We start from the raw sequence: 13753 nt of genomic DNA on the forward strand, positions 1-13753 counted from the left end.
CCACCGCCGAGCAGGGCGCGCAGACGGGGGCGCGCGGAGCGTGCCCGCAGCACCCGGTTGACCTCGCGCCAGGTGACGTCACCCGCGTACGAGATGGTGCGCGCGGCCTCGTACACCTCGCGCAGCAGCACATCGGCGTCCAGCAGCCCGAGCTCGGCTGCGACCTGGTCCTGTTCCTGGAGGGAGAGCCGCTCGGTGGCGCGTCCGGTCACCAGGTGCAGCGCGTCCCGTGCGTCGAGGAGCCGTCTGCGGGCGCCGTCGAGCCCCTGGCGCGGCGCGTCGGCCAGCCACGAGGCGGCGACGGCCCGCAGAGCTGTGGCGTCCCGGAGTCCGCCCCTGGCCTCCTTGATGTCGGGTTCCAGGAGGAACTGCAGCTCGCCCTGGCGCCCGGCGCGCTCCTGGCACAGTTCGTACAGCTCGGGCAGCCGCTTGGGTGCCTGGTTGCGCCAGTCGGCCAGCACGGCTGTCCGCAGCCCGGTGGTGAGCACCGGGTCACCGGCGACATGCCGGGCGTCCAGCAGCCCCAGCTGGACCTTGAGGTCGTCGCCCGCCGTCCTGCGGGCCTCGCCGGGGGTCCTCACGGAGTGGTCGAGGTCGAGGCCCAGGTCCCACACCGGGTACCAGACGCGGTCGGCGAGGGAGGCGATGGCGCCCTGGTCCGCCTTTCCGTCGTGCAGCAGGAGCAGGTCCAGGTCGCTGCGGGGTGACAGCTCACCGCGCCCGTATCCGCCGACCGCCACCAGGGCCGCGCCGTGCACACCGGCGGCCCCGGCCGCCGACGTGAAGAGGGCGCCCGTCCACGCGTCGGTCAGCCGGGCGAGGGCCGCGCGGCGCGGCGGCCCCGGCTGCGCCTTCTCCTGGAGGAGGCGCAGCCGGGCCGCCGCGTAGCCGCTGGGCCCCGGGCCGTCCGTCTGACCGGTCATCTCGTCGGCACTCGTCACCGGGCAGTTCCCGTCTCTCGTCGTTCAGAGCGCGTCAGGGCCGCGTTCGCCGGTCCTGACCCGGACCGCTGTCTCGACCGGGACGCTCCAGACCTTGCCGTCCCCGATCTTGCCGGTCCTGGCGGCCGCCACCACCACATCGATGAGCTGTTCGGCGTCCGCGTCCTCGGCCAGGACCTCGATCCGGATCTTCGGCACCAGGTCCACGGTGTACTCGGCGCCCCGGTAGACCTCGGTGTGCCCGCGCTGGCGGCCGTAGCCGCTGGCCTCGGTGACCGTGAGGCCCTGGACTCCGAAGCCCTGGAGGGCCTCCTTGATCTCGTCCAGCCGGTGCGGCTTCACGACGGCGGTGATGAGCTTCATGCGTCCACCTTCTTGTTCGCGGGGCCCGCCTCGGCCACGGGTCCCGGGCCGGCCGCGGCCGTCCGGGAGCCGCCGCCCGCTCCGCTGTAGTCGTATGCGGTCTCGGCGTGTTCGTCCTGGTCGATGCCGGCGACCTCGATGTCCTCGGTGACCCGCATCCCCATGGTCCGGTCGATCAGGAAGGCCAGTGCGGCCGATACGGCCAGCGAGTAGCCGAGGACGGAGAAGACCCCGATGGCCTGGATGCCGAGCTGGTGGAAGCCGCCGCCGTAGAAGACGCCCGCCACGTCGGACTGCACGCCGCCGGTGGCGAAGAAGCCGATGAGCAGGGAGCCGATGACGCCGCCGACCAGGTGGACGCCGACGACGTCCAGCGAGTCGTCGAAGCCGAAGCGGTACTTGAGACCGACGGCCATGGCGCACAGCACTCCGGCGATGGCACCGACGGCGATGGCACCGAGCGGGCTGACCGCGCCGCCGGACGGGGTGATGGCGACCAGACCGGCCACGGCGCCGGAGGCCGCGCCGAGCGTGGTGAAGGAGCCGTGGCGGAATTTCTCGTACGCGAGCCAGGCCAGCATCGCGGCCGCTGCGGCGACCTGGGTGTTGATGAACATCACCGCGCCCACTCCGTCGTCGTTGCCCAGCCACGATCCGGCGTTGAATCCGAACCAGCCGAACCACAGGAGGGCCGCGCCGAGCATCACCAGCGGGAGGCTGTGCGGGCGCATCGGGTCCTTCCTGAAGCCGACGCGTCTGCCGGTCACCAGGATCACGCCGAGGGCGGCCGCTCCCGCGTTGATGTGGACCGCCGTACCGCCGGCGAAGTCGATGACGCCCTTCTGGAAGAGCCAGCCGTTCGACGCCCAGACCCAGTGGGCGACCGGGAAGTAGACGACCGTGGCCCAGAGCACGATGAACAGCGCCCAGGCGGTGAATTTCACGCGGTCGGCCAGCGCACCGCTGATCAGTGCGGGGGTGATGATCGCGAACATCAGCTGGAAGACGGCGAAGACATAGACCGGGATGGTGTAGCCGGGCCACAGCTGGGTCAGTCCGATACCGCTGAGTCCGATGTAGTCCTTGGACCAGCCGAAGAATCCGTTGCCCGATCCGCTCGGTCCGAAGGCGATGCTGAATCCGTAGAGCACCCAGAGGACCGTGACGATCCCGAGGCTGATGAAGCTCATCATCAGCATGTTCAGGGTGGATTTGACCCGGACCATGCCTCCGTAGAAGAAGGCGAGGCCCGGAGTCATGACCATCACCAGGGCCGAGCAGATGAGCATGAACCCGGTGTTGGCGGAGGACAGCTTCGGGGCGTCTGCAGCAAGGGTCATGATGCCTGAGGGCATCGGCGTCTCCTCGTCGTCGGTGCGGCCACCTGCGGGCGGGGGCTGTGGAGAGCGGCGGAACAGCGGCCGGTTATGTCTTCAGAGACTGGCTCCGCGCCGTTTCCGCCGATGCCGTGTGGTGTTTCACCGCAGTGACGAAGAGGTGCCGTGTGTTACGCCCGGATGACGTGCGGGGGCGGGCCGGGGGTCCCGGTGGGCCCCGTGTACACCGGCGGGCGGGTCGAAAACCGGCCACGACGGTCACCCTGTTGACCTGGCGTGGGGGAGCCGAGTCGGGCATCACGGGGTGACTGTCGTGGCCGGGGCCTGGTGGGCGCCGCTGCTGCGGCGGTGCCGCTGGTACGGGCGGGTGCGCCGCCTCAGACCGCTTCGGCGGTCTCGGGCAGCTGCTCGGCGAGCAGCTCGGTGAGGTCGATGACCGCCGGGACCTCGCCGAAGTTCCTGACGGCCGTGTCGACGGTCTTGCGGAGCCTGGTGTTGACGCGCTCGGAGCGGACCCGCTTGGCGATGTGCAGGGCCTGGGTGGCGTAGGAGGTGGACTGCTCGGGCTCCCGCTTCAGCAGGTGGACGGTGGCCATCCCGACCAGGTTCAGCGCGTACGAACGCTGGTGCTCCTCGTCCTTCTCGAAGAGCGCGACCGCGTCGTCGATGACCGGCTCGGCGAGCGACGCGTAGGTGGGGCTGCGGCCCGCCACATAGGCGAGATCGCGGAACGAGTGGCCGTTCTCGCCGTTCAGCTCGGCCTCGGAGAAGAAGCGGATCCAGTCGGGCTCCGGCTCGCCGTCGGCACCCGCGTCGGAGAAGGTGTCCTCGGCCATCCGCACGGCCCGTTTGCACTTGCTCGGCTGGCCCATGTTGGCGTAGGCGCGGGCCTCCATCGCATACAGCATCGCCTGGGTGCGGGGGGTGGCGCACTCACGGCTGCCGTACTGGGCGAGATGGACGAGTTCCAGCGCGTCGTCGGGGCGGCCGAGGTGGATCATCTGGCGGCTCATCGACGACAGGATGTACGAGCCGAGGGGCTTGTCCCCGGCCTCCTTGGCCGCGTGCAGGGCGAGCACGAAGTACTTCTGGGCGGTGGGCTGGAGACCGACGTCGTAACTCATCCACCCGGCCAGCTCGGCCAGTTCGGCCGCGCACCGGAACAGCCGCTTGGACGTGGTCCCCGGCTGCGGCTCCTGCAGCAGGTCGGTCACCTCGTGCAGCTGGCCGACGACCGCCTTGCGGCGCAGCCCGCCGCCGCACTGGGCGTCCCACTGGCGGAACATCACCGTGGTGGACTCCAGCAGTTCCAGCTCGGGCCGCGAGAGCCTGGAGGGGCGCCGCGCGTGGTCGGCGGGGAGTTCGGCGGCCGGTTCGCCCGGGGGGGTGGGCACCAGCCAGCGCTGCATCGGTTCGATGAGCGTGGGGCCCGCAGCGAGCGCGAGCGAGGCGCCGAGGAAGCCGCGCCTGGCGAGCATCAGGTCGCTGCGGGAGAACTCGCTGAGCAGCGAGACCGTCTGCGGACCCGCCCAGGGCATGTCCACTCCGGACACCGACGGTGACTGGTGGGCCGCGCGCAGCCCGAGGTCCTCGACGGCGACCACGCTGCCGAAGCGTTCCGAGAAGAGCTCCGAGAGGATGCGCGGAATGGGCTCACGCGGCTGCTCGCCGTCGAGCCAGCGCCGCACCCGCGAGGTGTCGGTGCTGATGTGGTGCGCGCCCATCTGCCGGGCCCTGCGGTTCACTTGGCGCGCAAGCTCACCCTTGGACCAGCCGCTGCGCACGAACCACGAACCGAGCCGCTCGTTCGGGCGTTTGCCGGCACTTGTCTCGCCGTCGCCACTGCCGCCCACTGGAACGCCCCCATCCCGCTGAAGCCTCATTACGCCAACCCATATCAGAATGCCGTGAGTTGAGGTCCTCTGTCCGGTGCTTGCGCCCCATCGAACAGAAAACCGGCTTGCCCCCGGCATACCCGTGAGTGCATCCGACCCGAGGGTTCATGCACTGAAAGTAATCCTACGATCACGCACCCGGCGAGGGCGATCCCGGAAACGCCACCATTCGCCACCCCTTCGAATGAACGCGCCTGCCGCCAGGCGCGATTCACTTGAAACTCGGCGATCAGGATCGGGTGGAGCGGCGCACGCCGGGGCGCGCGAATCGTTCCGCACCACCCCCAACGTCACCCCACGCCTCCCCGACCAGGGCGTTTGCGACGCAGGGTGACGGAGAGGCTCCAGGTCGTAACCACCGTCGCGCAGGACCCGTTGGAGGGGGCATGGGCTTCACTATCGGCGGCATCCGGGACATCCGCTCCGGCACCCGGCGTCGCGGCCGCACATCGGAGTGCACGACGGTGGCCGAGTTCACCGGGCTCTGGGGCTGGGACGTGGTGCCCGGCGCGCGTGCGGCGGCGGGCAACTGCTCCTGCGGAGAGGCCGGGTGCGCGTCTCCGGGTGCCCACCCGCTCGGCTTCGCGCCCGCGGTGCCCGCGGGCGCCACGCTCGGTGAGGCGGCGAGTGCCTGGGCCCGGACACCGGGCGCCGCGGTGCTGCTGCCGGTCGGCCGCTGCTTCGACATCATCGACGTCGCCGAACCGGCCGGGCGCACGGCCCTGGTCCGGATGGAGCGGATGGGGCTCCCGCTCGGCCCGGTGAGCGCGACCCCGGACGGCCGGGCCCAGTTCTTCGTGGCCCCCGGCGCCGCTCGCGAACTGCCCGAGCTGCTCTACCGGATGGGCTGGGACGACGCGGATCTCGATCTGCACGGCCTGGGCCCCGGCGAGCACATCACCGCCCCGCCGTCGGACCACGCGGGCCTGGGCCCGGCCCGCTGGCTGCGGCCGCCGTCGCTGGAGACGGCGAGCGGACCGCCGCAGGCCCGGCTGCTGCTCGGCACCCTGGCGTACATCTGCCACCGGCACGTTCCCGCCTGACGCGCCTCCCGTACCGGCCGGCGCCGGTGCGGGAGCGCGCGAAGGGCCCCGCCACATCTGCACCGTGTGGCGGGGCCCTTCGTCGGTCACGGGTCGGTCCCGTACGGGTCGGTCCTGGGCGGACGGAGCCGGTCCGGTACGGGATCAGTCCCCGACCAGCGCGTCCACGAACGCCTCCGGCTCGAAGGGAGCCAGGTCGTCAGACCCCTCACCGAGGCCCACCAGCTTGACCGGCACGCCCAGCTCGCGCTGGACCGCGATCACGATGCCGCCCTTGGCCGTGCCGTCCAGCTTGGTCAGCACAATGCCGGTGATATCCACCACCTCGGCGAACACCCGCGCCTGCACCAGGCCGTTCTGCCCGGTCGTCGCGTCCAGTACGAGCAGCACCTCGTCCAGCGGGCCGTGCTTCTCCACGACCCGCTTGACCTTGCCGAGCTCGTCCATCAGGCCGGTCTTGGTGTGCAGCCGCCCCGCGGTGTCGATGAGGACGACATCGGCGCCCTCCTTGATGCCTTCCTTCACCGCGTCGTAGGCGATGGACGCCGGGTCGCCGCCCTCGGGGCCGCGCACGGTGCGCGCCCCGACCCGTTCGCCCCAGGTCTGGAGCTGGTCGGCGGCGGCGGCCCGGAAGGTGTCGGCGGCGCCGAGCACCACACTGCGGCCGTCGGCCACCAGGACCCGGGCGAGCTTGCCCGTGGTGGTGGTCTTGCCGGTCCCGTTGACCCCGACCACCATGACGACGCCGGGAGTCTCCAGGCCGCCCTCGGTCCTGACCGCGCGGTCGAAGTCCGTACCGAGCAGATTCAGCAGCTCCTCGCGCAGCAGCGTGCGCAGATCCTGCGGTGTGCGGGTGCCGAGCACCCTGACCCGCTCGCGCAGCCGCTCGACCAGCTCCTGCGTGGGAGCGACCCCGACGTCGGCCGTGAGCAGGGTGTCCTCGATCTCCTCCCAGGTCTCCTCGTCGAGGTTGTCCCGGGAGAGCAGGGTGAGCAGTCCCTTGCCGAGCGAGTTCTGCGAGCGGGCGAGCCGGGCGCGCAGCCGTACGAGACGGCCCTCGGTCGGCTCCGGGATCTCGATCCGGGGGGCGACGGGCTCCGCGACGACCGGGTCCTCGACGGCAGCAGGAGCGCCCACGGCCTCGTCCGCGGGCGGGAGGTCAACCTCCTCGATGGTGCGGCGCGACTCGTCGCGCGGTGGGGCAGCGTCCTCGCCGACCTGGGGTTCGGCGGGCGGCGCTGTGATGGTCGGCGCACTCGGCGGTGCCGTGGGCAGCTGCTTCTTCTTGCGGCTGCTGACCACGAGCCCGCTGATCGCGCCGACCGCGACCAGGGCGATGACTACAGCAAGGATGACGATTTCCATAACCCACCCAGTATCAGTCACGGCTCAGTGATCGTTCACAGCCCGGCCGTATCAGCTTCGTCGGATCGCACAAGGGACTAAATCCTCTATTTGAAATTTTCGCGGCCGCCCTACCATGATGTCGCTATCTACGCGCGTCACATCGTCTTTTCCCCGTCCCCAACTCCCCTCACACGTGCACGGAGTACCCCATGCCCCACGCCTCCGACGTCGAAGGCGCGGTGGAAACCCGCGGTCTCGAACCAGTCCCGGACAACGAACGCAAAGGCCGTGTCCGCGACCTGATCCCGACCTGGGTTGCCGCCAATATCAGTGTGCTGCTGCTCGCGATGGGCGCGAGCCTCGTCGTGGCCGACAAACTGAACTTCTGGCAGGCGCTGATCGCCGCCTTCGTGGCCCCCGTGATCAGTTACGGACTGGTCGGCTTCATCAGCATCGCGGGCAAGCGCGGCGGCGCCCCCGGCATGGCCCTGTCCCGTTCGGTCTTCGGCCAGCGCGGCAATCTGCTGCCCGGCTCACTGATCTGGATCGCCCGCTGGGGCTGGGAGACGATCAACGCGGTGACCGGTGCGTACGCGCTGCTGACCGTGCTCGACATCTGCTTCGGCATCCACAGCAGCACACCGCTGATCGTCGTGACCCTGCTGCTGTTCGTCGCGGCCACGTTCCTGATCTCGGGCCTCGGCATCAACGCCCTGCACCTGTGCAACAAGTGGTCCACGTATCTCTTCGGGATCTTCTCCGTCCTGGTGCTCGTCTATCTGATCGCGGACACCGACTGGTCCGCCGTGTTCGCCAAGCCGGCCGGCACCACCGCCTCCCTGGTCGCGGGCATCGGCCTGGTCGCGGCCGGCGGTCTCAGCTGGGTCCCGTCAGGGCCGGACTTCGCCCGGTATCTGCCGCGGCGCTCCTCCGGTACGGGCATGGTCGGCGCGTCCATCGGGGGCGCCGGCATCGTGGTCCTGCCGATGGTGCTGATGGGCGCCGTGATGGCGGTCTCCACCCCGGACCTCGCGAACGCGTCCGACCCGGTCTCCTTCCTCGGCAAGGTCCTGCCGATGTGGATCGCGGTGCCGTATCTGCTGATCGCCGTCGTGGGCATGGTCCTGATCAACGCGATGTCGATGTACTCGGCCGGCTTCACCGCGCTGACCCTGGGCATCAAGGTGCCACGCGCCTGGGCGGTCTCCGTGAACGCCGTGATCAGCGTGGTCCTCGGACTGGTCCTGATGCTGGCGGCGACCAGCTTCCTCGGCTCCTTCGTCGCCTTCCTTTCACTGCTCGCGGTGGCCTTCTCCGCCTGGATCGGGGTCTTCGGGGCCGACATGCTGCTCGGCCGCACCTACGACCCGGTGGCACTGATGGACACCACCAGGACCAGCGCCTACTGGTACAGGGGCGGCTTCAGCCCGGCCGCCGTCGTGGCGTGGCTCGCGGCGCTGGTCACGGGGATGCTGTTCACCACGGCCGGCACCGCCGACTCCGCCTGGTTCAGCGGCCCGTTCGCGGACAGCTGGCTGGGCCGCAACGGCCTCGGCTGGGTGGTCACCATCCTCGTCTCGGGTGTGCTCTACGCCGTACTCCCGAAGCCGAGGCCGCGGGCCGGTGCGGCGGGGCAGGGCCCCGGCACGGACCGTGAGCCCGCGACCCTACCTATCTGATGCTCTGTCAGCTACCGTCCCCCTTCGCCAGCTCCCACCCGGCGAAGGGGGATTTCCCGTCATGGCCTTCACAGTCGTCAGGTTCAATCTCGTCGATCCGCGGGCGACCCCCGAGTCACTCTCCGCCCGCTACCGCACCGCCCTGGAGATGTCCGCGTACGCGGACGGCCACGGCGTCGACACCGTCCAGACCGAGGAGCACCACGGCGTCGGCAACAACTGGCTGCCCTCCCCGTTCGTCTTCGCGGGCGCCGTCTTCGGAACCACCCGCCGGATCGCGGTCACCGTGTCCGCGATCATCGGCCCGCTCTACGACCCGCTGCGCCTCGCCGAGGACATCGCGGTGCTCGACCTGGTCAGCGCGGGGCGGCTGGCCACGGTGGCGGGCATCGGCTACCGGCCCGAGGAGTACGCGCAGCAGGGCGTCGAGTGGACCAGGCGCGGCCGGCTCCAGGACGAACTGCTCGAAACGCTGCTGACCGCGTGGACCGGCGAACCGTTCGAGTACCGGGGGCGCACGGTCCGGGTCACCCCGCGCCCGTACACCGACCCGCACCCCCTGCTGCTCGTCGGCGGATCGTCCCGGGCGGCGGCGCGCCGGGCTGCCCGGCTGGGGCTGCCGCTGTTCCCGAGCGCGTATCTGCCGGAACTGGAGGCGTACTACCACCAGCAGCGCGCTGAGCACGGGACCGAGGGCTTCTGCATGATGCCGGAGGCCGAGACACCGCTGCTGCACATCGCGGAGGATCCCGACCGGGCCTGGGCCGAATACGGCGAGTACTTCCTGCACGAGGCGCGCACGTACTCCTCCTGGCAGTCGTCCGACATCCACTCGGCGGTCCGTTCGGCGGCGGCCACGGTGGACGCCCTACGCGCGGAGGGCATCTACCGGATCGTCACCCCGGACGAGTGCGTGGCCCTGGCGGACGGCGGCGCCGGCAGTCTGGTGCTGCATCCGCTGTGCGGCGGGATGCCGGTGGACGAGGGTTGGCGCAGCCTGCGTCTGTTCGCGGAAGACGTGCTGCCCCGGCTCAAGAGCTGAGCCGGACAGCGCCACGGGGGCACGTATCGAGTCGTGCTCCCTGAGCATCGCGACGTCCGGGGCGGGTGACCGCCCCGGGTGCGGTCCCCGGCGGTCAGCGGATACGCCATGTGGGCGTGAGTGACCGGAAGCGGTGCCACGGGTGGGCAAGGGCGGGGACCGAGGTCCCGGCCGCCTGCCCGCCGGGACGGTGTGTCAGACCATGGCGAGCCGGTCCACCAGCAGCTCCACCCGTGGCCCGGTGTGCTCCGGCGGCAGCCGTCCCGCCCGGGTCAGGGACGCCAGCCCGTGCAGGGACGCCCAGAACACCTCGGTGAACAGCCCCGGGTCGACGCCGTCCCCGGCGACCTCGCCCAGAGTCTCCAGCAGCGCGGCGAAGGCGTCCTTCAGCGGCTCGGGGGTGTCCTCGTCCGCGAACGCCAGACCGCCGTCGAGCCGGAACATGGCGTCGTAGACCGCCGGGTTGCGGGCGGCGAATTCGAGGTACGCGTGGGCGAGCGCGGCGACCCGGGCCCGGGGTCCGTCCGCGGCGGAGGTGGTCGCCCTCAGCGCCACGGCCATCTCGGCGGCGCCTTCCAGGGCGACGGCGCCGATGATCTCGCGCTTGCCGCGGAAGTGGCTGTAGAGGACGGGCTGGCTGTATTCGATGCGCTCGGCGAGCCGGCGCGTGGTGACCGCGTCCCAGCCCTGCCGCTCGGCGAGTTCGCGGGCCGTCGCCACGATGAGGCGCTCACGGCCCGCCCGTTCACGCTCCTTGCGTTCCTGTACCGACATGCTTCGATCCTAGCACCGCTAGACAATCGAGCGACAGCAGCCTAGCGTTGACTCATCAGCTAGCAACACTAGATTCGGAGAGGTCGTCATGATCAACGCACTCGAGGCCGTCGCCACCGTGGTCGTCGGCTTGATGGTGGGGGTGGAGTTCTCCGTCGCCTTCGTCATCAACCGGATCCTCGACTCACTTCCCGGTGACAGCGGCCAGCTAGGCCGCGCCCACGGGGGCCGGATGCTCGGCGCCGTGATGCCGGTCTGGTACATCAGCTCACTCGTCCTCGTCGCGGCCTGGGCCATCGCCGGATGGCACCGCCACGGCACCGCCCTCGTCGTCACCGCCGCCGCGCTGCTGCTCCTCAGCGTGATCATGTCGGTCCTGCTGCTCGTCCCGATCAACAACCGGGGCAAGACGTGGACCCCCGACGACCGGCCCGCCGACTGGAAGCAGCAGATGAACCGCTGGGACCGGCTCCACTACGTCCGTGTCGCCGTCCTCATCGCCGCCTTCGCCCTGCTCGTCACCGCCCTCACCTGAGCCCGCGGACCCGCACCCACTGACCGCCGGCGAGAGGAAGCTCCGGAAATGGCCGGGCTGCAGCGTCCCGACCCGCACACGCCGGTGTTCACGCGGCTCAAGGAGAAGACCGGGCCCATCGACCGGCGCATCATCGACCGGCGCATCATCGAGCGGATCGGCGTATGACCCGCAGGGGACGGGATGGATCCTCAGCCCATCTCCTCCAGCGTCTTTCCCTTGGTCTCCTTCACGAACAGCAGCACGAAGGGGATCGAGAGCGCGGCGAAGACGGTGTAGATCACGTACGTCGCCGAGAGGTTCCAGTCGGCGAGGCTCGGGAAGCTGGCCGTGATGGCCCAGTTGGCGATCCACTGGGCCGAAGCGGCCACGCCGAGGGCGGCGGCGCGGATCTTGTTGGGGAACATCTCGCCGAGGAAGACCCAGACGACGACACCCCACGACATCGCGAAGAAGAACACGAACCAGTGGGCGGCGATGAGCGCCACCCAGCCCTGGAGAGTCGGCAGCTTGCCGCCGACCAGATGGTACGAGAACGCCCAGGCTTCCAGGGCGAGCCCGATGACCATGCCCACGGAGCCGATCAGCACCAGCGGCCGGCGGCCGATCCGGTCGACCAGGACCATGGCGACCACGGTGCCGATGATGTTGATGATGGACGTGGTGAACGAGTACAGGAACGAGGTCGACGGGTCGATGCCCACCGACTGCCACAGGGTCGCCGAGTAGTAGAAGGCGACGTTGATACCGACCAGTTGCTGGAAGGCCGAGAGCCCGATGCCGACCCAGACGATGCGCTTGAAGTAGAAGCCTCCGCCCAGCAGGTCCCTGAACGTCGACTTGTGCTCGCGCTTCATGGCGAGGCGGATCTCCTCGACCCGGGCGTCGAGGTCGATGTGGGTGCCCTCGACCTCGGACAGCACCTTCCTGGCCCGGTCCGGCTTGCCCGCCTGGATCAGATAGCGGGGCGACTCGGGGATGGCGAAGGACAGCAGTCCGTAGATGACCGCCGGGATCACCATGACCCCGAGCATCAGCTGCCATGCCTCGATCCCCAGCAGCTTGCCGCGCTGGTTCCCGTTGGCCGTCTGCAGAATGCCGTAGTTGACGAGCTGTGAGACGGCGATGCCGATGACGATCGCCGCCTGCTGGAAGGACCCGAGCCGGCCGCGGTACGCGGGCGGGGAGACCTCGGCGATGTAGGCCGGGCCGATCACCGATGCCATCCCGATGCCGAAACCGCCGATGATGCGCCAGAGGGCCAGGTCCCACAGCGCGAACGGCAGCGCCGAACCGACGGCGCTGATGGTGAACAGGACGGCCGCGATCTGCATACAGCGGATGCGCCCGATGCGGTCGGCGATGCGGCCGGCCGTCGCCGCACCGATCGCGCAGCCGATCAGGGCGACGGCGATGACCTGGGCGAGGGTCCCCGAACCGACGTCGTACTTGCCCCGGATGCCCTCGACGGCTCCGTTGATCACCGAGCTGTCGTAGCCGAACAGGAACCCGCCCATCGCGGCCGCCGCGGTGATGAAGATGACATGCGCGAGGTGGTCCGGGGCAGCGGGACTGCCACCGGCCTGCGGTGTGTTCGCCGTGCTGGTCACATGAGCTCCTCGGGCCCGTCCGCGATGACGGCCATGGGGGTACGAGCCCCTCCAGTTGTGCACAGCTTCCGTGCGCCCACCACTTGGGGACCGGCTCGCCCGACGGCCGATCAGCCGGGGCGGGGCGGGCTCAGCGGAGGCGCTGGCTGATGACCTTGGAGACGCCGTCGCCCTGCATGGAGACCCCGTAGAGCGCGTCGGCCACCTCCATCGTCCGCTTCTGATGAGTGATCACGATGAGCTGGGAGCTCTCCTGGAGCTCCTCCATGATCCGGATCAGCCGCTGGAGGTTGGTGTCGTCCAGCGCCGCCTCCACCTCGTCCATCACATAGAACGGGCTGGGCCTGGCCTTGAAGATCGACACCAGCAGGGCCACTGCGGTCAGCGACCGCTCCCCGCCGGAGAGCAGCGAGAGGCGCTTGACCTTCTTGCCGGGCGGCCTGGCCTCGACGTCCACACCGGTGGTGAGCATATTGCCGGGATCGGTCAGGATCAGCCGTCCGTCACCGCCAGGGAAGAGCCGGGCGAACACCCCTTCGAACTCGCGCGCGGTGTCGCGGTACGCCTCGGTGAAGACCTGCTCGACCCGCTCGTCGACCTCCTTGACCACCAGCAGCAGGTCGGCCCTCGTCTTCTTCAGGTCCTCCAGCTGCTCGGAGAGGAATTTGTGCCGCTCCTCCAGCGCGGAGAACTCCTCCAGAGCGAGCGGGTTCACCTTTCCGAGTTGCTGGTACGCCCGTTCGGCCGACCTGAGCCGCTTCTCCTGCCCGGCCCGGTCGAACGGCACCGGCTGGTTCCGCGGATGGTCCGGATCATCGGGCAGCTCCTCCCCCTCGGCGGCGGGCGACGGCGGCACCGGCTGGTCCGGCCCGTAGTCGGCCACAAGACCGGCAGGCTCCACCCCCAGCTCCTCCAGCGCCCTGGTCTCCAGCTGCTCGATCCGCAGCCGCTTCTCGGCGCCGAGCACCTCGCCCCGGTGCACCGAGTCGGTGAGCCGGTCGAGTTCGGCCTTGAGGTCACGGCCCCGGTTCCGCTCGGCGGCCAGCTCCTGCTCACGCCCGGCCTTCGCGGCCTCGGCCGCGGCCCGCTCCTGCTCGGCGCGGACCAGCGACACCTCGACATGGGCGAGCAGCTGGCGCGCCCCGTCGGCGACGGCCGACGCGACCGCGGCCTCGTGGCGCAGCCGG

The 13753-nt window shown here is 70.4% G+C and carries 12 protein-coding genes; 4 read left to right on the plus strand and 8 right to left on the minus strand.

Annotated elements, in window-relative coordinates:
• From G3I19_RS27310 to G3I19_RS27325, 4 genes are all read right to left on the minus strand, one after another.
• The coding region (locus tag G3I19_RS27310; protein WP_203600361.1) for a nucleotidyltransferase domain-containing protein at positions 1-923 on the minus strand (923 nt) is incomplete at its 3' end.
• Positions 924-965: 42 nt separating this feature from the next.
• Entirely contained in the window at positions 966-1304 is a 339-nt protein-coding gene (locus G3I19_RS27315; RefSeq protein WP_164266378.1) for a P-II family nitrogen regulator, read from the minus strand.
• Positions 1301-2659: an ammonium transporter gene (locus G3I19_RS27320; protein WP_164266379.1), complete on the minus strand. Its 1359-nt coding sequence runs from the start codon at positions 2657-2659 to the stop codon at positions 1301-1303. The genes G3I19_RS27315 and G3I19_RS27320 overlap by 4 nt, the downstream gene beginning before the upstream one ends.
• A gap of 359 nt (positions 2660-3018) precedes the next feature.
• Entirely contained in the window at positions 3019-4494 is a 1476-nt protein-coding gene (locus tag G3I19_RS27325; RefSeq protein ID WP_164266380.1) for a hypothetical protein, read from the minus strand.
• A 428-nt stretch (positions 4495-4922) separates the two neighbouring features.
• Between G3I19_RS27325 and G3I19_RS27330 the strand changes: the two genes are divergently transcribed.
• Complete coding sequence (locus tag G3I19_RS27330) at positions 4923-5579, plus strand: bifunctional DNA primase/polymerase (protein ID WP_164266381.1); 657 nt, start codon at positions 4923-4925, stop codon at positions 5577-5579.
• A gap of 144 nt (positions 5580-5723) precedes the next feature.
• Here the strand turns inward: G3I19_RS27330 and ftsY are convergent, their stop codons facing one another.
• Positions 5724-6944 carry a signal recognition particle-docking protein FtsY gene (gene ftsY, locus G3I19_RS27335; RefSeq protein WP_164266382.1) on the minus strand — a complete coding sequence of 407 codons (1221 nt, stop codon included), beginning with the start codon at positions 6942-6944 and terminating at the stop codon, positions 5724-5726.
• A gap of 191 nt (positions 6945-7135) precedes the next feature.
• On the opposite strand from ftsY, the gene G3I19_RS27340 reads away from it, so the two are divergent.
• Positions 7136-8605, plus strand: a complete 1470-nt coding sequence (locus tag G3I19_RS27340) for a cytosine permease (RefSeq protein WP_164266383.1) — start codon at positions 7136-7138, stop codon at positions 8603-8605.
• Positions 8606-8666: 61 nt separating this feature from the next.
• Positions 8667-9647: an LLM class flavin-dependent oxidoreductase gene (locus G3I19_RS27345; protein WP_164266384.1), complete on the plus strand. Its 981-nt coding sequence runs from the start codon at positions 8667-8669 to the stop codon at positions 9645-9647.
• 195 nt (positions 9648-9842) lie between these two features.
• Here G3I19_RS27345 and G3I19_RS27350 read toward each other — a convergent pair whose 3' ends face one another.
• The gene (locus G3I19_RS27350) at positions 9843-10421 is read right to left on the minus strand and encodes a TetR/AcrR family transcriptional regulator (RefSeq protein ID WP_164266385.1); all 579 of its coding nucleotides are present in this window, start codon (positions 10419-10421) and stop codon (positions 9843-9845) included.
• A gap of 88 nt (positions 10422-10509) precedes the next feature.
• Here G3I19_RS27350 and G3I19_RS27355 point away from each other — a divergent pair, with 88 nt between their 5' ends.
• Positions 10510-10956, plus strand: coding sequence for a DUF1772 domain-containing protein (locus tag G3I19_RS27355; protein WP_164266386.1), 447 nt, complete (start codon positions 10510-10512; stop codon positions 10954-10956).
• 191 nt (positions 10957-11147) lie between these two features.
• On the opposite strand, the gene G3I19_RS27360 is transcribed toward G3I19_RS27355, so the two are convergent.
• Both G3I19_RS27360 and G3I19_RS27365 read right to left on the minus strand, forming a co-directional pair.
• Positions 11148-12566, minus strand: a complete 1419-nt coding sequence (locus G3I19_RS27360; protein WP_164266387.1) for a sugar porter family MFS transporter — start codon at positions 12564-12566, stop codon at positions 11148-11150.
• A 130-nt stretch (positions 12567-12696) separates the two neighbouring features.
• A partial coding sequence (locus G3I19_RS27365) for an AAA family ATPase (protein ID WP_164266388.1) occupies positions 12697-13753 on the minus strand: 1057 nt, incomplete at its 5' end.

Origin of the sequence: Streptomyces sp. SID10853 (assembly GCF_010548145.1) — a bacterium.
Taxonomy (GTDB): Bacteria; Actinomycetota; Actinomycetes; order Streptomycetales; family Streptomycetaceae; genus Streptomyces.